Origin of the sequence: Streptomyces huiliensis, from assembly GCF_020037025.1 — a bacterium.
Classification (GTDB): Bacteria; Actinomycetota; Actinomycetes; order Streptomycetales; family Streptomycetaceae; genus Streptomyces; species Streptomyces huiliensis.
The window spans coordinates 1-17,617 of sequence record NZ_JAIQLH010000173.1; the positions used below are offsets into that span (position 1 = coordinate 1).

16 protein-coding genes are annotated in these 17,617 nt (G+C 72.7%); 6 read left to right on the top strand and 10 right to left on the bottom strand.

Translation table 11 applies throughout. The features are described from left to right. The coding region (locus JNW98_RS25390) for an acyl carrier protein (RefSeq protein ID WP_223770623.1) at positions 1-913 on the bottom strand (913 nt) is incomplete at its 3' end. 109 nt (positions 914-1,022) lie between these two features. Continuing rightward, complete coding sequence (locus JNW98_RS25395) at positions 1,023-2,000, bottom strand: beta-ketoacyl-ACP synthase III (RefSeq protein ID WP_223770624.1); 978 nt, start codon at positions 1,998-2,000, stop codon at positions 1,023-1,025. A gap of 613 nt (positions 2,001-2,613) precedes the next feature. Here JNW98_RS25395 and JNW98_RS25400 point away from each other — a divergent pair. Next, the gene (locus JNW98_RS25400; protein WP_223770625.1) at positions 2,614-3,024 is read left to right on the top strand and encodes a helix-turn-helix domain-containing protein; all 411 of its coding nucleotides are present in this window, start codon (positions 2,614-2,616) and stop codon (positions 3,022-3,024) included. 156 nt (positions 3,025-3,180) lie between these two features. Here JNW98_RS25400 and JNW98_RS25405 read toward each other — a convergent pair whose 3' ends face one another. The 5 genes from JNW98_RS25405 to JNW98_RS36700 form a co-directional block, all read right to left on the bottom strand. Next, positions 3,181-4,122, bottom strand: coding sequence for an SDR family NAD(P)-dependent oxidoreductase (locus tag JNW98_RS25405; RefSeq protein ID WP_223770626.1), 942 nt, complete (start codon positions 4,120-4,122; stop codon positions 3,181-3,183). Positions 4,123-4,182: 60 nt separating this feature from the next. After that, positions 4,183-5,187: an SDR family oxidoreductase gene (locus JNW98_RS25410; protein WP_223770627.1), complete on the bottom strand. Its 1,005-nt coding sequence runs from the start codon at positions 5,185-5,187 to the stop codon at positions 4,183-4,185. Beyond that, a complete protein-coding gene (locus JNW98_RS25415) occupies positions 5,184-6,509 on the bottom strand; it encodes an NAD(P)/FAD-dependent oxidoreductase (protein ID WP_223770628.1) in 1,326 nt (441 codons plus the stop codon). Before JNW98_RS25415 ends, JNW98_RS25410 begins: the two co-directional genes overlap by 4 nt. Positions 6,510-6,578: 69 nt before the next feature. Then, positions 6,579-7,469 carry an SAM-dependent methyltransferase gene (locus JNW98_RS25420; RefSeq protein ID WP_223770629.1) on the bottom strand — a complete coding sequence of 297 codons (891 nt, stop codon included), beginning with the start codon at positions 7,467-7,469 and terminating at the stop codon, positions 6,579-6,581. Beyond that, the gene (locus JNW98_RS36700; RefSeq protein WP_004946046.1) at positions 7,466-7,714 is read right to left on the bottom strand and encodes an acyl carrier protein; all 249 of its coding nucleotides are present in this window, start codon (positions 7,712-7,714) and stop codon (positions 7,466-7,468) included. The genes JNW98_RS25420 and JNW98_RS36700 overlap by 4 nt, the downstream gene beginning before the upstream one ends. Before the next feature lie 607 nt (positions 7,715-8,321). Here JNW98_RS36700 and JNW98_RS25430 point away from each other — a divergent pair. After that, entirely contained in the window at positions 8,322-9,470 is a 1,149-nt protein-coding gene (locus JNW98_RS25430) for a 3-oxoacyl-ACP synthase III family protein (RefSeq protein WP_223770630.1), read from the top strand. Between the two features lie 47 nt (positions 9,471-9,517). Here JNW98_RS25430 and JNW98_RS25435 read toward each other — a convergent pair whose 3' ends face one another. Next, entirely contained in the window at positions 9,518-10,012 is a 495-nt protein-coding gene (locus JNW98_RS25435; protein WP_223770631.1) for a DUF2867 domain-containing protein, read from the bottom strand. Positions 10,013-10,094: 82 nt separating this feature from the next. Between JNW98_RS25435 and JNW98_RS25440 the strand changes: the two genes are divergently transcribed. Genes JNW98_RS25440 through JNW98_RS25450 form a run of 3 tightly spaced genes read left to right on the top strand, consistent with a single transcriptional unit; the run spans position 10,095 to position 13,775 of the window. After that, on the top strand, positions 10,095-10,991 hold the full coding sequence (locus JNW98_RS25440; RefSeq protein WP_223770632.1) for a class I SAM-dependent methyltransferase: 897 nt from the start codon (positions 10,095-10,097) through the stop codon (positions 10,989-10,991). Positions 10,992-11,046: 55 nt separating this feature from the next. Continuing rightward, positions 11,047-13,476 carry a hypothetical protein gene (locus JNW98_RS25445; RefSeq protein ID WP_223770633.1) on the top strand — a complete coding sequence of 810 codons (2,430 nt, stop codon included), beginning with the start codon at positions 11,047-11,049 and terminating at the stop codon, positions 13,474-13,476. Positions 13,477-13,505: 29 nt separating this feature from the next. Next, positions 13,506-13,775 carry an acyl carrier protein gene (locus JNW98_RS25450; protein ID WP_223770634.1) on the top strand — a complete coding sequence of 90 codons (270 nt, stop codon included), beginning with the start codon at positions 13,506-13,508 and terminating at the stop codon, positions 13,773-13,775. A gap of 89 nt (positions 13,776-13,864) precedes the next feature. Here the strand turns inward: JNW98_RS25450 and JNW98_RS25455 are convergent, their stop codons facing one another. Both JNW98_RS25455 and JNW98_RS25460 read right to left on the bottom strand, forming a co-directional pair. Further along, a complete protein-coding gene (locus JNW98_RS25455) occupies positions 13,865-15,427 on the bottom strand; it encodes an APC family permease (protein WP_223770635.1) in 1,563 nt (520 codons plus the stop codon). A 73-nt stretch (positions 15,428-15,500) separates the two neighbouring features. Next, on the bottom strand, positions 15,501-16,517 hold the full coding sequence (locus JNW98_RS25460; protein WP_223770636.1) for a hypothetical protein: 1,017 nt from the start codon (positions 16,515-16,517) through the stop codon (positions 15,501-15,503). A gap of 210 nt (positions 16,518-16,727) precedes the next feature. On the opposite strand from JNW98_RS25460, the gene JNW98_RS25465 reads away from it, so the two are divergent. Then, the gene (locus JNW98_RS25465; protein ID WP_223770637.1) at positions 16,728-17,609 is read left to right on the top strand and encodes a DMT family transporter; all 882 of its coding nucleotides are present in this window, start codon (positions 16,728-16,730) and stop codon (positions 17,607-17,609) included. The last annotated feature ends 8 nt before the right edge of the window (positions 17,610-17,617 follow it).

Below are 17,617 nucleotides of genomic sequence, written 5' to 3' on the forward strand. Positions count from 1 at the left end.
AGCAGGCCGTGTCGACCGTCAGGGCCGGGCCCTCGAAGCCGAACGTGTAGGCCACCCGGCCGGAGGCGACGGCCGGGAGGGTGCCGATGCCCCAGTAGCCCTGGAGGTTGCTCCCGTCGGCGTGGGTGACGTAGCTGTAGTCGACGCCGGAGACGCCGGCGAACACCCCGGTGCGGGAGCCGCGCAGGTCGGCGGGGTCGATGCCGGCGTCCTCGAACGCCTCCCAGGTGCCTTCCAGGAGCAGCCGCTGCTGCGGGTCCATGGCCAGGGCCTCGCGCGGGCTGATGCCGAAGAACTCGGCGTCGAAGTCGGCGGCGCCGCGGACGAAGCCGCCGTGCCGGGTGGTCGTGGTGCCGGGGTGGTCCGGGTCGGGGTGGTGGAGCTCGTCGAGGGGCCAGCCGCGGTCCTCGGGGAAGCCGGTGATCGCGTCGCGGCCCTCGGCGACGAGCCGCCACAGCGCCGCGGGCGAGTCGGCGTCGCCGGGGTAGCGGCAGGCCATGCCGACCACGACGACGGGGTCGTCGTCGGATTCCGGTTCCGGTTCCGCTTCCGCTTCCGCTTCGAGTGCGTCGGCCGCTTCGTCGACGGGAGCCGTCGCCAGGCCGAGCCGGTCGAGCAGGTTGCCCGCCACCGCCTGCGGGTTGGGGTGGTCGAACAGCAGCGTCAGCGGCAGGTCGAGGCCGAAGGCCCGGCTCAGCCGGCCGGTGAGTTCCAGCGCGGCCAGCGAGTTGTAGCCGTAGTCGAGGTACGCGCGGTGCGGATCGATGGTGTCGGGCGTCCGGCCGAGGAGGTCCGCCGTCTCGGCGAGCACGGCGTCCAGGATCCTGCGCAGCCGGTCGCCGGGCGCGGCCTCGGCCACCTGCCCGGCGAGGGAGCCGGCGGTGTGGTTGCCGTCGGATTCCGCAGTACTCACGTGCATCCCCTTGTCGACGTGCTCTTGGGTTCGGCTCTGTTCCGGTCGCCGTGCCGCGCCCGGCCCCCGCCCCTGGCCAAGGCCCTGCGAGGCCCTGCCAGGGCCCGGCCTAGGGGCAGCGGACGACCTGCGCGGCGTAGCTGAGGCCCGCCCCGAAGCCCATGAGCAGCACGGGGTCACCGGACCGCACCTCGCCGAGGTCGATGAGGCGGGAGAGGGCGAGCGGGACGGAGGCGGCGGATGTGTTGCCGGTGTGGACGATGTCGCGGCCGACGGCGGCGTGGTCGGCGCCCAGCCGTTCGGCCAGCCGCTCGATCATGCGCAGGTTGGCCTGGTGGGTGACGAACCCCCGCAGTTCGGTGGGGGCCAGGCCGGCCCGGGCGCACGCCTCCTCGGCGACGGCGACGAGTTCGGTGGTGACCCAGCGGTAGACGGCCTGGCCCTGCATGGTGACGCTGCCGTGCCGGCCGGGGATGGCGACCAGGCCGGCCTGGTCGCCGTCGCCGCCCCAGACGACCGGGTGGATGCCCGGGCGTTCGTCGGCGACGACGACCGCGGCGCCGGCGCCGTCGGCGAAGACGGTCGCGGTGTCGACGTCGGTGGGGTCCACCCAGTCGGTCATCCGCTCGGCGCCGATGACCAGGGCGCGCCGACTGGTGCCGGAACGGACCAGTCCGTCGGCGACACCGAGCGCGTAACAGAACCCGGCGCAGGCGGCGTTGACGTCGAAGGCGCCGATCCGCGGCACGCCGAGCAGCGCGGCCACGGAGGCCGCGCCGTTGGGCATGGGCGAGGGCAGCGAGCAGGTGGCGAGGACCAGCAGGTCGATGTCGGCCGGGGTGAGGCCGGCGGCGGAGAGGGCCTTGCCGGCCGCGGTGGCGGCCATGGACTGCACCGAGTCGTGCGCGCCCGCGAAGCGGCGTTCGCGGATGCCCACGCGGCGTTCGATCCATTCGGCGGTGACGCCGAGGGGCGCGCCGAGCGTCGCGTTGTCGACGATCCGCTCGGGGCGGACGCCGGCGACGGCCGCGATGCGGGAGCCCGTCGCACCGGCGGCGGGCTGCGGAGAGGGGGGCGGCGTGGTCAAGGTGAGGTCACCTCGTCGGGTCAGCGGCGGGGGACGGCGGGACGGGCTCGTGGCCCGGGCCCGCCGTTCTGACGGAGGGGTGCGGTCGCGACCGCCGGTGGGCGGAGGCGCCGCCGTGCGGTGCCGCGCCGGGGTTACCGCCGGACACTCGGCGTGCCGGACGGCGCCGTCCGGCGTCCCGCCGCGGCCGGGCCGGCCGGGTCTCCGGGCATGATCCGAAACCTTGTATCGGGCCCCTGGTCGCCCTAGGCTTCGCGAGCGGGGCGAATCGCCCGCAAGCACCACCAGGTCCCGGTCGAACACATTTCAAAGTTGGATCACAGCCCGGGAGTTGCGATAGGCACCCGGCCCCTCCGACGACCGCGGGGAACGGTTGACGAAGGGGTGGCCTACCGCTAGTAAGGGCGGCCCGCGAGGCCGCGCCGATCGACATCAGGCCGAAGGGGGAATGGCCGATCGTGTCCGTTTTTCCGCGACTCCGCAGAACGGCGCCGACGTATGCGCGCGCCGTGAGGCTCGACCGCCTCTTACAGACCTCCGACCCCTCCTCTTTCGGCGGACATTCCCTTGAGGAGTTGGGGAGCACATGAACGGGGAACACGGGGTGAACCCTTTGCCGAAACGTCTCGTCGAGCCGACCGCCGAGCAGACCGCCACCGGACCGGCCACGGTCGCGGCACCGTCCACGATCACCGCACCGTCCACGGTCACGGCACCGTCCGCGATCGCGGCTCCCGGACGGGGCGCCACCGCACTGCCGGGCGCCGGCAAGGGCACGGGGGTGCCGAGATCCGCCCTGCGGGCGCTCACCCCGCGGGAGCGCGAGGTGCTGAGCGTGCTGCCGAGCGGTGAGGGCAACGTTGCCATCGCCCGCCGGCTGGGCATCGCCGAGCGCACCGTCAAGGCACATCTGACCAGCATCACCAGGAAGTTGGGGCTGCGTTCCCGGGTGGAGGCGGCGCTGCTGTCGGCCGAGTGGGCCGACGAGCTGCGCGCCGACCGGGCGGATGCGGACCTGACGTAGCGGTACGGGAGACACGGGCGGCACCTCCTCCACGGAAACGGTCCTCTCCAGATAAAAGAACACGTAAAAAAACTGGGTCACCGGTACCGGCCGCGGTGCCGGTGACCCGTCCGGCCCCGGCCGCTGCGCCCGGCCACCGCCCCCCCCCCCCGGCCGCTACCCCCGCGCCGCGCCGTCGACGGCCTTCGTCAGCCGGTGCATCCGCGTGGCCAGGCTCATCCGGCCCTCCAGGCGGAACGCCGGCGGACGCCGGCCGTCCACGTCCGCGAAGCCGTACTCGACCGCCAGGTCGCCGGTGCTGAGCACCTGCCCCGACTTCTCGCCGACCGCCGGGTCGGCGAGCAGCGCGGCGACGGCCCGGCCCACGTACTCCGGGGAGTGCACCACGGCCGCCGGGCCGCTTCCCATCAACTCCCAGGCGGCGGCCACCCGTTCGGTGCGGACGAAGCCCGGGTGCAGCGACAGCGCGGCGACCCCGCGTTTGCGCAGGTCGGACGCCATGCCGCGGCACATCCGGTCGGCGGCGGACTTGAACACGTCGTAGCCGACCTGGCCGAGGTAGATGTCGCCGTCGGTGAAGCTGATGCCCACCACCAGGCCGCCGTCCTGCTCGAACATCAGCGGGACGAGCCGCCGGGTGACGTCGTACTGCCCGCGCAGCGACGCCTCGAACAACTCGTAGCGCCACATCGGCTGGTCCCAGAAGGGGGCGTCGAAACGGACGTCGGCGGAGCGTTCGTAGCCGCCCCAGGCGTTGTTGACGAGCAGGTCGAGCCGGCCGTGGTCGGCGCGGATCCGGTCGGCGAGCGCCTCGTTGTCGGCGGCGGTGCCGTGGTCGCAGCGGAGGGCCACGCCCTTGCCGCCGCGCGCGGTGACCTCGTCGGCAGTGTCGTCGACCGTGCCGGGCAGGTCCTCGGTGCGGGCGCCGCCGCGGGTGCTGCGGCCCGTGACATAGACGGTGGCGCCCGCGGCGCCCAGGGCGAGGGCGATGCCGCGGCCCACGCCGCGGCTGGCGCCCGTCACGACGGCCACCTTCCCCGACAGGTCCGGCGGGGTCCAGGCGTCGGTGGCTTCGGCCGCGCCGGTGGCTTCGGTCATCGCTGTGTCCTCCGTTGGGGTTCGTGGTCGGGGGCCGACGTCCTCGCGGCGCGCGGTCGTTCAGGCGAGGTGCCGGGCCGCGTAGGCGAGGGTGGTGGCGTAGGCGGCCGTGTCGTCGATCGCCGGCAGGCCGTAGCGGTCCCGGAGTTCGGGCATCGACGTGGGCAGGACGCCGCCGCTGCACCGCGTGACCTCGCTGACGTCGCGCAGCACGGACAGGTACGAGCGAGTCATCGGCGGCTGTTCGGCGATGACCTCGGGGGCGAGGCCGTCGGCGTCCAGCAGCGGCGGGACGGTCAACTGCCGTCCACGCTCGGCCGCCTGCTTGAGCACTACCTGGACGCAGGTCTCGACGTCCATGGCCTCGGCGCCCAGGGTGACCCACCACTCGCCTTCGTCGTCGCCGCGTTCGACGGCCCGGAGCACCGCCTTGGACAGCAGGTCCTGCGGGACGAAGTCCATCCGGATGCCCGGGTGGACGGGCAGGAAGGGGGCCCGGCCGCGGCCCAGCCAGTCCGACATCTGCTGGACGATCTGCGGCTGGGAGGTCCAGCCGGTGACCGAGTCGCCGATGAGGTTGGTGGGGCGGTAGATGGCGTGCGGTACGCCGGAGGAGCGCAGCAGTTCCTCGGCGGTGTGCTTGGAGGTGATGTAGTTCCGGCACACGTTCTCCGTGCGCAGCGGCACGGGGGCGGTGTCGGCGAGCGCCGCGACGAAGGCCGTGCTCATGAAGTGCACGGGCGCGCCCGCCTCCCGGGCGAACTCGATCACCCGGCGGGTGCCCTCGACGTTGACGGGCGCGTAGCGCTCGGCGGGCAGCCCCCACTCCGTCAGGCCGGCGGAGTGGATCACGACGTCGACGCGGGCGGCGAGTGCGGCGTACGCGTCGGGGTCGAGCCCGAACCGCTCGCGGGTGACGTCGCAGGGCACGACGGGCTCGGCCGCGTCCGGTACGGCGGCCGAGCGGGCGGCCGGCAGCAGGCGGACGGCCCCGGGTTCGCGGAGCAGGGAGCGGCCGACGACGCCGGTGGCGCCGGTGAGCAGGGCGGTACGGGGGGCGGTCACGGCCGCGACTCCTTCCAGTTCATGAGCCGCGTCGCCGCGCGGGCCCCGACGTACAGGGCGGGCTCGGGCGGGAACGAGGCGGGCGGGCGGCGCTGTCCGTCGTCCACGAAGAGGAGCCGCGAGTGCGGGGTGTCCTTGCCGAGCGTGAGGTCGCGGAGGACCTTGCCGCCGGTGTGGGTGGCGGCGATGCCGTTGCCGCAGTAGCCGTACCCGTAGAGGATCCGGCCGCCGGCGAGGGTGCCGAAGTGCGGCGCGTAGTCGCGGACGACGTCGGCCGTCCCGCCGTACGCGTAGCTGAACTCCACGTCCGACCACATCGGGAAGAAGCGCAGGAACTCCCGGTGGATCTCGCGGTAGACCTCGGGCCGGTTCATGTTCCGCTGCCGCTTGTCGCGGCCCCAGTAGTAGGGGGCGGGGCCGCCGGCGAACATGATCCGGTTGTCGTGGGTGAACCGGGCGCAGGTGAGCAGGGACTTGGCCTCGACCAGGCCCTCCCGGCCCGCCCACGGGACGCGGGCCAGCTGGGCGTCGGTGAGCGGCTCGCTCACCATGGCGTACGTCCAGATCGGCACGACCTTGCGGCGGAACGGCGGGAAGGCGTCCATGTGGACGTTGGTGGCGAGGACCACCTTGTCGGCCTTCACCCGGCCGCCGGCGGTGACGACGACGGGCCGGACGCCCGGCTCGACGCGCAGGCAGGGGGTCCGGTCGTAGAGCGTGACGCCCTTCTCGCGGACCACCCGGGCCAGCCCGCGGGCCAGTTTGAACGGGTTGACCAGCGCACCGCCGGTCCGCATGCCGGCCGCGATGGCGGGCGAGCCGACGACGGACATCGCCTCGTCGCGGGACATGATCTCGGCGGGCGCGGCGCCCAGCCGGATGGCGAGCTCGCGGTCCTCCTCCAGCCGCCGGAGCTGGGCGGCGTCGGTGGCCACCATCAGGTAGTCGGTGGCCTCGTACTCGGCGTCGACCTTGTTCTTGCGGGTGAAGCGGCCGATCTCCAGGATCGACCGGCCGACCGCCTGGGACGCCTCCAGGGCGCGCTGCTCGCCGAATTCCCTGACGAGCGCCTGGATGTCCTTGCCGATGGTCGGGGTGACGAATCCGTCGGCGCGGCCCGAGGCTCCGTAACCGGAGTGGTGGGCCTCGACGATGCGGATGTCGAGGGCCGGTTCGGCTTCCTTCAGGAAATAGGCCGTCCACAGTCCGGTGAATCCGCCGCCCACGATGCAGACGTCGCATTCGACGGATTCCCGCAGGGGCGGGCCGGGGGTGACCGGTTCCGTGTCGTGCCAGTACACGACATGCTTGTACGCGTTCAATGAGTGCTCCTCAACGGCCCGCCCGTCGGTTTACCGACCGGTTTTTCCGGCGCCTTCTCGGGCGATCGCTCAGACGGCTTCGAAGACGATGCGCGAAAGACCTAGGTGGCGGTTGGTGAAATGCCCGACCGTCGCGCCCAGATACCGCTCGTAGTCGGCGACGTTCTTCTCCCCGGCGAGGGCGACCGCCTTTTCCCGGTGCGCCCGGAGCCGGTTCAGCCATTCCCCGCAGGTCCGGGCGTAGTGGTCCGGGTCGTTGCGCAGCCGGACCACGTCGAAACGCTTCTCCGCGGCCTCCAGCACCTCGGCCAGCGCCGGAATCTCGGATTCCGGGAAGATGTGGTCGATGATGAACATCAGGTCGCGGACGGTCTGCTTGTCCATCCGGACGTTGTTGCCCTTGACGTTCGTCTGGAGGGCGATCCGGCCGCCCGCGGGCAGCCAGGACCGGCAGCGCTCGAAGAACTCCCGGTAGGCCGCGACGCGCTCGGCGCGGCTCAGGCCGGTGCGGGCGAAGTGCTCGAACGCGCCGATGGAGACGATCGCGTCGTAGGGCTCCGCCGGCTCGTGGTCGAGCCAGTTCTCGACCCGCACCTCGGTGCGCGGCAGGGCGCGCCCGCGCAGCAGCTCCGCCTGGCTGTCGCTGAGCGTGAGGCCCACGGCGTGCCCCACGCCGTGCTCGGTGACCAGGCGTTCCAGCAGGCTGCCCCAGCCGCAGCCGACGTCGAGCACCCGCCCGGCGCCGGCCGCCCGCGCCCCCTCGACCAGGTGGTCCAGTTTGCGCCGCTGGGCCGCCTCCAGGGTGTCGGACGCCGCGTCCGGACCGTCGTCCCACAGGGCGCAGGTGTAGGTCATCGACGCGTCCAGCCACAGCGCGAAGAAGTCGTTGGACAGGTCGTAGTGGTGGCGGATGGCCTCCGCCGTGGCGCCCGAGTAGCCCGGGGAGACGGCCGCCGTCACGCGGCGCTGCCCGACTTGGTCTCCTCGGCGAGCCGCACCAGGTCGCCCACGGTCTTCACGCTCGCCGCCTTGGACGGGTCGAACTCGATGTCCAGGTCGTCCTCGATCGAGTAGACGATGTCGGCGATCTGCAGGCTGGACAGACCGACGGAGTCGAAGGCGGTGTCGGCGTTCAGCACATGCGCGTCCGCCTTGCCGCCGAGCTTCTTGGCGATGCGGGCGCAGACCTCTTCAGCAGTGATCACGTGACGGCCTTTCCGATGTCTTCTGGTGCGCGGTGTCTGAATGCCCTGGATCGCGTGCGATGGGGGAGGGTGGGTCCGCGGTGTCGCGGTGTCCCGTGGCGGATGCCGTACGGAACGGCGGTACGGATGCCGGTGGACTTCCACGCCGGTGGATATCCACGAAGCCCGCACCCGGAAGAATTCCAGCGGTTTTTCCGGACGCCGCTGTACGCGATCCCGAACCTTTCCGTGCGCGTTTTCGCGCACGCTCCCGTGCCCACTCCTCCCGCCCCGCCCGCGAACGCCGCGGCCGCTTCCGGCCGTCCGGTGTCCCGGCCGGGAACGGATACCGCCACGGTCCTTGTGACCAGTGGCTCCGGCATGGGTGTACCGACCATACCCAGCCACCCGACAGCCCTCCATTGCCCTTTAGGGCAATGATCATCAACCGCGGCGGATTGCTGGCGAAAAAGGGATCGAAGTGTTTTCCTTGCTCGGTACGAGCGGCTCGGACCGAGCACGTGCCCGTCCTGGACCCGGCATGCCCCGGCACCGAGTTGCCCCGGCACCGAGCCGTCCGCCGCGGGCCGGCCGCACCGGCCGTGAGCAGGCGTCGAAAGGACCCGCCATGCAGCCCGACGGCTCCGCCGGCAACGTCGGCATCGTCGACTTCGGCAGCTACTTACCCGAGAACGTGGTCGGCCCCGAGTTCTTCCGGGACCCGGACGCGCCCGTCGACCCGCTCGCCGAGGCGCCCCTGTTCAAGGTGCCCGCGACCCGTCACCACGTCGCGCGGGACGAGCGGGCGGCCGACATGATCGCCAAGGCGGCCCGGCCGGTCTTCGAGCGGCTCGGCGTGGACCCGGCCGGGCAGGTCGACGTCCTGCTCACCAACGTCCTGCTGCCGGACGAGGCGTTCATGGGTGTCGGGGCGCAGGCGGCGCACCGGCTCGGCATCAGCCCCGAGTGGATCGTGGACCTGCACAACGCGGGCTGCGGCTCGTTCATGTACATGATGGCGCTGGCCCAGAAGATCATGGCGGGCGGCGGGGCGCGCACCGCGCTGATCGCCAACGTGCAGAACACCGCGGGGCAGGTCTTCGCCCAGTCCGAGGTGCGCCGGCAGCCGCACGCGGCCGTGCCCGGGGACGGCTGCGGCGTCGCGTACCTGGTGGCGGGCGCCGGTTCGCCGATCCTGGGGGTGCGCACGCTGAACGTTCCGGAGCACTCCTTCGACCTGGGGCTGCGGACGCCGGACGGGCGCAAGTACTGGGAGCCGGGCGGCGGTCAGATGGACATCGCCTTCGACGCGTCCCGGCAGACCGAGATCCTGGAGCGCGGCAACCGTCTGGTGCCCGAGCTGGTCGGGAAGTTGTGCGCGGACCTCGGGGTGCCGGCGACCGCGATCGACGTGCTGGTCACCAACCAGCCCAACCGGATCTTCCTGAAGAACTGGCGCGGCGCGCTGGGGCTTCCGGCGGAGCGCCACCTCGACACGTTCGACCGCTACGGGAACCTCTACGGCGCGGCCGTGCCGATCACGCTCGATCTGGCCGCGCGGGAGGGGCGGTTGCGCGCCGGGGACCTGGTGGTGATGTCGGGCTTCGCGCACGCGGGCGACTTCGCCTCGGCGGCGGCCGTACGGTGGCGGGGCGGCCCGGGCGGGGGCGCTTCCGGCCGCCGCGAGGAGGCTTCCGGCCCTGACGGTGGGACCGCGGACGTCCCCGGCACCTCAGGCACCCCAGGCGCCCCCGGCACCTCCGCCGGCCCCGCATGAGCCGGCGGATCGGGACGGCCCGAACGGCCCGGCCGTCCCGGCCGGCCCTACGCCCGGCCGGCGGCCCGCAGCCGCGCCTTGCAGGAGCGCCGGAGCAGGTAGGGCACCGCGATCTGGTGCACCGGCCGGGCCAGCCCCCACAGCAGGCCTGCCCCGCGCCCCTTGAAGTGCTGCGAGGTGGCCCACACCAGCGTGGAGTCCTGGACGAGCACCACGTTGTAGGCGGAGAACAGGCCCGAGTGCCCGTCCATGGTCAGCGCGGTCGGAGCGGACTCCGTGATGCGCCACCCGAGGACGTGCTCGGCGGACCCGGACTTCGGTCCCATCCGCAGCCCCAGCACCTTCGTCCACCCGAAGCGCAGGAAGAAGCGCAGGAAGGCCGGGGCCTCCTCGATCGCCGACCGCGCCCACTCCTCCGGCGTCCGGGACCCGGCGTCGTCGACCGGTATCGCGTAGGCCGAGGCGTAGTGGGGGTCGGTGAATTCCTCGGTTTTCCGGAGGGATTGCGGAACTTCGACGCGACGCGCACGCGGAACGGTCATGACGCGAACTCCTTCGGCTGACGGACGCAGACGATACAGCAGAGTAACGGATGGCTCACAAACTCCCCAGGAGGAAAGGCAGTTGAAACCTCTCGGTTCCCCTGAACGGGTCCGCGCAGGCGAGCGGAAACCGGTTATCGACAATGTCTCGGATACCGCGCGCTGGGTCGCCGAGTACCGGGCCCGGGAATCCGCCCGCCGGGACCGGCTGTTCAGTGATCCGCACGCGGCCATGCTGGCCGGGGAGCGCGGCCGGGTGATCGCCGAGGAGGCCCGGCGGGGTTTCGGCAACGGCTGGTTCTTCATCGCCAGGACCAAGCTCATCGACCTGCTGGTCGAGGAGTCCGTGGCGGACGGCTGCACCCGCGTGATCAACCTCGCGGCGGGCTTCGACACCCGTCCCTACCGCCTTGACCTGCCCTCCTCCCTGGAGTGGATCGAGGCCGACCTGCCCGGGATCATCGAGGAGAAGGAGCGGCTGCTGGCCGCAGAGAAGCCGCGCTGCGCCCTCTCCCGCACCGCCGTGGACCTCACCGACACCACCGCCCGCCGCGCCTTCCTGACGGAGGCGACAGCCGGAGACGGCCGGACGCTCGTCATCACGGAAGGGCTTCTGCTATATCTGGACGCGTCCGAGGTCCACGCCCTCTCGGCGGATCTGAAATCCTGTCGGGTGACGTGGTGGACGGCCGACGTCATCGGCCCGCTCATCCGCAGGCTTTCGGCCCGGGCGAGCCGGGAGAACAACGCCCCGGTGGTATTCGCGCCGGACGACGGAGTCGCTTTCTTCGAACGGGCCGGCTGGGCCGTGGAACGCGTCGGCACGCAGTTGTCCGCGGCGGCGAAATGGCGCCGCCTTTCCCTGCTGATGCGGCTCGTCTCGCGGCTTCCCGAGGCCAATCCGCGGCAGCCGGGGAACGCCCTCTGGTCCGCCGTCGTACGGCTCCGCGACACGGGTTCCCCGGCCCCCTTCGCCTGACCCGCCGCCCCTCCCCCGGCAATCCGAGAACACAACTACCGTTGGGATGTGCCCGATGCCCGAAAACCCTCACTCCGGCGGCCTCCGGCGGCTGGTGGTCGTCGTCTCCGACGGTGACGTCATGGGCCCCGCGGCGGCCCGCGCGCTGCGGGACCTGGCCGGCGCGCGCGACGTCGTCACCCCGGTCGCACCGGCCGGCCACGACGGCACCGACGCCTACCGTGAGGTCGTCGACCGCGGCCTGCGCTTCCTCGACCTGGTCGCCCCCGAGGACCGGTTCACCCTGGTCACGACCGACTCGCTGGCCGGCGTGGAGAGCGCCGTCACCGAGGCGGCCGACGGCGCGAAGGCCGTGCTCAGCCTGCTGGTCGTCGACCACCAGGAGCTCCGCTACCGGGTGACCGCCCCCGACGACCTCAACACCCGGCTGGTCAAGCTGGCCGCGTCGCTGGGCGACGCCGTGGAGTTCGAGCCGAGCCCGTACACCGTCCACGTCTACACGGACCCGGACATCGAGAGCTTCTACTCGGTCGAGCTGTTCACCCCGCGCTGGGCGCCCGACGAGGAGTGGGTGGCCACCGCCGACCTCGCCTGCGCGTTCGTCGACTCCGTGCAGCTGCACTCCAACCGGCGGCTGCGGCCGGCCCTGAAGACCAGCACCATGGCCGACGCGCTCGCCGACTTCCTCACCGCCGAGGCGGGTTCGGCCTGGGGCCTGCACTACTACACCGGCTCCGGTGTGGCGACGTTCATCGACGACATCGAGCGGCGGGCCGTCGGCAACGGCAACCCGATCGTGCGCGGTCCGAGCGAGCACAGCCTCGCCTGCTCGGCGCTGGCCCGGTGGACGCTGGACGGCGCGCCGTTCGCGATCGTGGCGACCAGCGGCATGCACGAGGAGTTCCGCGGCACGCTCGCCAACCACATCTCCGTCGGCACCCGCGGCTTCATCGTCTGCTGCGACTCCAAGCTGGACGCCTGGCACCCCTTCCAGGGCACCATGCACCTCACCGAGGACAGCCGCCCCTCGCTGCTCGCCCGTGGCTTCCCGGTGGTGCACATCCCCCGGTCCGCCGACATCGCGCGCGGCCTCGCCGAGGCGTTCGAGGCGTACTCGGCCGGCAAGGGCCCGGTCATGATCATCGCGCCGCGCGACGTCCTCCAGACCACGCTCCCCGACGACCAGCGGCCCGAGATCCCCCGGGTCCCGCCGCGCCCGGCCGTCGAGGCGGTCCGCTCCCCCGAGGTCGACCGGCTGGTCACGCTGCTCAACACCGAGCGCCGCAGACTGCTGTGCCAGGTCGGCCCGTTGAGCGGCCCGGCCCTGGAGCTGATGTACGAGCTGGCGCGGGAGGCGGGCATCGGCCTCGCCGACTCGGTGGCCCAGCCCGGCACCGTCAGCCGCTACCGGGACGGCGGGACCGTCGACGAGTACATCGGCACGCTCAGCATGTACGGCTACTCGCCGCGCGTCTTCGAGTACCTGTACAAGGACGGCGCGCTGCGGCCGGGCGACGAGCAGGCGGTGATGTTCGTCGGCACCCCGATACCGCAGATCGACACGCCCTTCTCGGAGATCTCCCTGCGGCAACTCGCCCCCGTCCAGATCGTCGAACGCGAGGTCGACCGGGCGCCGTTCACCGGCCTCGGCGTCGTCGCCGACATCGAGGGCGTGCTGCGCACCCTGCGCGAGCGGCTGGACGTCGACCCGGAGGTGCTGGCGTTCCGCCGCGCGGCCATCGCCGCGTCCCGCGACTCGGACGGCGACGTCATCGGCCTGCTGCCGGTGCTGCCCATGACCACCAACCACTTCTTCCGGCGGCTGCGCGGCGTCCTCGACGGGCTGATCCGCGAGCAGGACTACCGCTACGTGGGCGTCTACGACATCGGCCGGGCCGGCCTGTCGGCGGTCAACAGCCTGCCGCGCACCAGCCCGTCGTTCTCCGGCTGGTACGGGCGCGGGCTGATGGGCGACGGGCTGATGGCGCTGCCGGGCATCGCGACCCGCCGGGACGAGAACGTCATCTCGTTCACCGGCGACGGCACGGCCGCGATGGTGCCGGACATCGTGCCGACGCTCGTCCAGCAGATCGCCGTCGACCACTCGGCGTTCCGGCGCAACCTGACGATCTTCCGGTTCGTCAACGGCAGCCACTCCGTCATCCGCACCTACCGGGAGAGCGTCGACCCGGGCGCGGTCGACGGCCAGTGCGGTGTGCTGACGTTCACGCCGGAGGACTACGACCGCCGGTACGGCTCGCTGCTCGTCCGCCACCGCCGGGTGACCCGGTTCGAGGACGTGCCGTTCGCCGAGCAGCTCCAGGAGCCGGAGACGGTGAACCTGTACTCGGTGCTGCTGGGCCACAACAACGAGGGCGACGGCCTGAGCCGCTTCTCCTCGCTCGGCTGGCAGCGCGACGAACTGTCGCCGAAGGCCCTGGCGGTGGCCGGCGTGCCGCTGCCCGAGCGCCCGTCGAAGCCGTGACCCCCAGCCCTACAGACGAGGAGGCGGCCATGAACCGGGCCGAGATCGAGGAGCGGGTGATCAGCCTGCTCGCGGAGGCCGTGGTGGTGCCGAGGGAGGACGTCGAGGACCTCCGCACCGATCTGCGCGAGGACCTCGGGGTCGACTCGATGGACTACGTCGAGCTGATCACCGTCCTGGAGCGGGACCTCGGCCAGCAGGTCGAGCGCGAGGAGCTGGCGTACGTCCGCACGGTGGGCGACGTGGTGGACCTGGTGGAGCGGCTGGTGTCCCGGCGGGACGCGGCGGCCGCGGGGTGAACCGGGCGGGGGCGGCGCGGTCTCTGATGCCCGCGCCGCCCCCCGGCACGGCGCTCCGGACCCGCGCGGGCCCGGAGCGCCGGACGAGCTCAGGCCCGCCCGGCGGCCTTGTTCCCAGCGCTCTCGGCCGCCTTCTCCAGCTGGAACGCCTCGTTCCCGAGCCCGATCCGCGCGTGCACCTCGGGCCGTACGGACTTCAGGACGGCCCCCAGCACCAGCCCGGCGACCAGCGCGGCGAGGACGATGCCGGGCAGCAGCCAGCGCAGCGGCGAGTCGGGCCCGGACCCGACCAGCGCGTCGAAGTCCCTGACCGTGATCACGGCGATCACCGTCAGGGCCAGGCCGGCGACGCCGGAGGCGACGAGCCGCCACGCCTGGGCGCGTGCGGCGCCGCGCCGCACGAAGAAGACGATCACGCCGGCGGACGCGGCGATCATCAGCACGGTGACGCCCAGCGCGCAGACGTTGCCCAGCCAGTTGGACAGCCGCAGGACGGGTGCGGTCGGGTCGCCGGTGGGCTTGTCGTCGGTGGCGGCGAAGACGATGACGACGAGCAGCGCCACGGTGCTCTGGAGCAGCGAGCCGTGGGCGGGCGCGCCGCTGGTGCGGGAGGTGCGGCCGACGGCGGCGGGCAGCAGCCCCTCGCGGCCCATGGCGAAGGCGTAGCGGGCGACGACGTTGTGGAAGCTGAGCATCGCGGCGAACATGCCGGTCACGTAGAAGAGGTGCATCACGTCGGTGAACCCGGAGCCGAGCCGGTCCTCGGTGAGCCCGAAGAGGAGGTTGGGGCCCTCGGCGAGGGAGAGTTCGTGGATCTTCGACGGTCCGGCGGCGACGGTCAGCGCCCAGGCGCTGATCGCGAAGAAGACGGCGATGAACCCGACGGCCAGGTAGGTGACGCGGGCGACGACGACCTGCGGGCGGCTGGTCTCCTCGGAGTAGACGGCGGCCTGCTCGAAGCCGACGAAGGAGGCGATGGTGCCGCAGAACGCGGTGCCGAGGCCGGCGCCGGAGAGCGTGTCGGGGTGGAAGGCGCGCAGCGAGACGCCCTCGGGGCCGGGCGAGCCGAGGCCGGCGACGTCGAAGACGAGGACCATGACGACCTCGATCAGCAGCAGGACGCCGAGCACCTTCACGTTCAGGTCGATCTTCAGCCAGCCGAGGACGCCGACCACCACGACGGCGATCAGGGCGGGTATCCACCAGGCGACGGTCAGGTCCAGGTGCCGCTGGAGCAGGTTGGACAGCTCGAAGCCGAAGAGGCCGTAGATGCAGCACTGCATGGCGCTGTACGAGACCAGGGCGACGATGGACGAGCCGGCGCCGGCCGTGCCGCCGAGACCGCGGGCGATGTACGCGGTGAAGGCGCCCGCGTTGTGGACGTGGCGGCTCATCTCGGCGTAGCCGAAGCTGAAGAGGAGCAGGATCAGCCCGAGGATGACGTACAGCAGGGGCGAGCCGACGACTCCCAGCACGCCGAAGGTGACGGGCATGCCGCCGGTGGTCACCATCAGCGGCGCGCTGGCGGCGACGACGGACATCAGGAGGCCGGCCAGGCCGATGCGGTCGGCGCGCAGGCTCCTCTCCTGTCCCTTGAAGGTGCTGATCTCGCCTGGTGCCGTCTTGCCTGAAGTCGTCCTGCCGGTTGGCATGCGGGGCCGTCCTCACTGGGGTGGGTTGCGGGGGGATGTGTGTGCTGCGCTCACCGGACGCTTACCGAGACGCTCACCGGGAGCCCAGGGCGGCCCGCCGGGCGGCGCGGTAGGCGGCCTTGGGGTCCCGGTCGGGGTAGGCCCAGGGCGCCCGGGTGACGTGCGGGCCGATCCGGATGAGCAGCGCCGCCGCCTCGGCGAGCCGGCCCTCGTGGAGCTTGGCGTGGGCGAGGAAGTTCAGGTCGACCTTGTGCCGGGGGTGCGGCGGGGTGGCGGGCCGCTGACCTGGACGGGGAACCCCTTGGACCCCACCCGCCTCAGGCGCGTCATCCGTGTCATTCACGTCCCACTCCAGCCACCAGTCGAAGGCGGTCTTGAGCACCTGGCGGGCCCGCCGCCCGGCCCAGTGCCCGGAGGCGCCCGGGTCGCGCGGCAGGGTGCCGGCGCGGGCGAGGGCGCGGAAGCGCTCGGCGTGCGCGACGACGGGGAGCAGGGCGAGCGGGGAGTCGGCGGGGGCCTGCTCGGCGGCCCAGGCGGCGAAGTCGTAGACCTCGTGCAGGGGGTCGTCGAGCTCGGCCTTGTGCCCGGCCAGGCAGGCGGCCATGAGGTGGTGGGCGTGGTGGTGCTCGGGGTGCCGGGCGCGCACCTGGCCGAAGCAGCGGGAGGGCTCGTCGTCGGTGACGCCGGCGCGGGCCAGGAGGAGCAGTCCCAGCCAGGGGGTGGGGTCGCGGGGGGCCATCCGGGCGGCGGCCCGGCACAGGGCGCGGGCGTTCTCGGCGTCGCCCTTACGGTGTACGGCGCGGTGCACGGCGGCGCAGGCGAGCAGGGCGGCGGCATCGGCGCTGTCGGGCTCGGCGAGCAGCCACTCGCGCCCCCAGGCGGTGCTGGTGGACACCTCGGCGAGGACGGTGAGGCGGTGGCCGCGCAGGTCCCAATCGTCGCCGGTGTCCGCGAGGAGCCGGCGGGTCTCGGCCCACCGCCCCCGGGCCAGCTCATCACGGACGGTGACCAGCTCGGCGTCGTCGAGTGCGGAGTCGAAGGTCGGCCCGCCCCCCAGCCGAGAGCGGCCCAAGGGGGGTGGAGGGGTCATCGTCGAACGTCCTCCGCGGCGTGCGTCCCATGTGATCACGCACAGCAAAGCGTTAGTCACAGCTTCCCGTCAAGGCCGATGTGGTCCCCTCCGCTCCGGTCTGGATGAACGTCCGAAAGCGGGGTACTCGGACCTCGTACCGTCCGTGCGGCGACTATCGTCTCCCTGGTCAATCCGCTGCTGACCGGCAGGTCTTGAGGTGCGCGACGTATGGTCTTCGCCTTCGCCCTGAGCGCGGCTTTCTGCCTCGGTGTCGGGTTCGTCCTCCAGCAGAACGCGGCACAGCGGGCCCCCATGAGCGATTTCCTCTCGTTTCGGCTGCTGCTGGACCTGGTGCGGATGCCGCGCTGGCTGGCGGGGATCGGCTTCATGGTGTGCGGCATGGCGCTCGGCGCGGTGGCCCTGGGCGGCGGCGAGGTCTCCCTGGTCGAGCCGCTCCTCGCGACGAACCTCCTCTTCGCCATGGCCCTCTCCCGCTGGCAGACCAAGCAGCCGCTCGGCTGGACGGGCTGGGGCGGCCTGTGGCTGCTGGCCGGCGGCGTGACCGCGTTCATCGTGGCCGGCCGCCCGCACGGCGGCGAGTCGGTCTCCGACCCGCTGAGACACTGGCTGATCTTCGGCCTGGTGGTCGGCGGCGCGCTGGTCCTGGCGGCCGTCTCCAAACACCTCCGGATGAGCGCCGAGGCCGCGACCCTCGCCGTCGCCGCCGGCCTGATGTACGGCCTCCAGGACGCCCTCACCCGGGTCAGCGGCGAACGCTTCCGCGACGGCGGCTGGGCGGCCCTGGTGATCAGCTGGCAGCCGTACGTGGTCCTGGCCCTGGGCGTCACCGGCCTGGTCCTCGTCCAGAGCGCCTTCGAGACCGCCCCCCTGCGGATGTCCCTGCCCGCCCTCACCGCGGCCCAGCCCCTGGCGGGCATCGCCTGCGGCGTGGGCTTCCTCGGCGATCAGTTGCGGACTACGCCGGGCGCGCTGGCCTGGGAGGCGGCCGGCATCGCCGCGATCGTCGTCGGCATCGTCCTGATCGGCCGCCATCCGGCGATGCCGTCGGGCACGGCGGCACCGGAACTACGGGACCTCCAGCCGCGCTGAGCCGGTTC

What these genes read in the sequence shown, in the direction of transcription:
- JNW98_RS25460 (WP_223770636.1), bottom strand. Translation starts at nt 16,517, where the DNA reads ATGACCCCTCCACCCCCCTTGGGCCGCTCTCGGCTGGGGGGCGGGCCG.
- JNW98_RS25450 (WP_223770634.1), top strand. Translation starts at nt 13,506, where the DNA reads ATGAACCGGGCCGAGATCGAGGAGCGGGTGATCAGCCTGCTCGCGGAG.
- JNW98_RS25435 (WP_223770631.1), bottom strand. Translation starts at nt 10,012, where the DNA reads ATGACCGTTCCGCGTGCGCGTCGCGTCGAAGTTCCGCAATCCCTCCGG.
- JNW98_RS25455 (WP_223770635.1), bottom strand. Translation starts at nt 15,427, where the DNA reads ATGCCAACCGGCAGGACGACTTCAGGCAAGACGGCACCAGGCGAGATC.
- JNW98_RS25405 (WP_223770626.1), bottom strand. Translation starts at nt 4,122, where the DNA reads ATGACCGAAGCCACCGGCGCGGCCGAAGCCACCGACGCCTGGACCCCG.
- JNW98_RS25430 (WP_223770630.1), top strand. Translation starts at nt 8,322, where the DNA reads ATGCAGCCCGACGGCTCCGCCGGCAACGTCGGCATCGTCGACTTCGGC.
- JNW98_RS25445 (WP_223770633.1), top strand. Translation starts at nt 11,047, where the DNA reads ATGCCCGAAAACCCTCACTCCGGCGGCCTCCGGCGGCTGGTGGTCGTC.
- JNW98_RS25465 (WP_223770637.1), top strand. Translation starts at nt 16,728, where the DNA reads ATGGTCTTCGCCTTCGCCCTGAGCGCGGCTTTCTGCCTCGGTGTCGGG.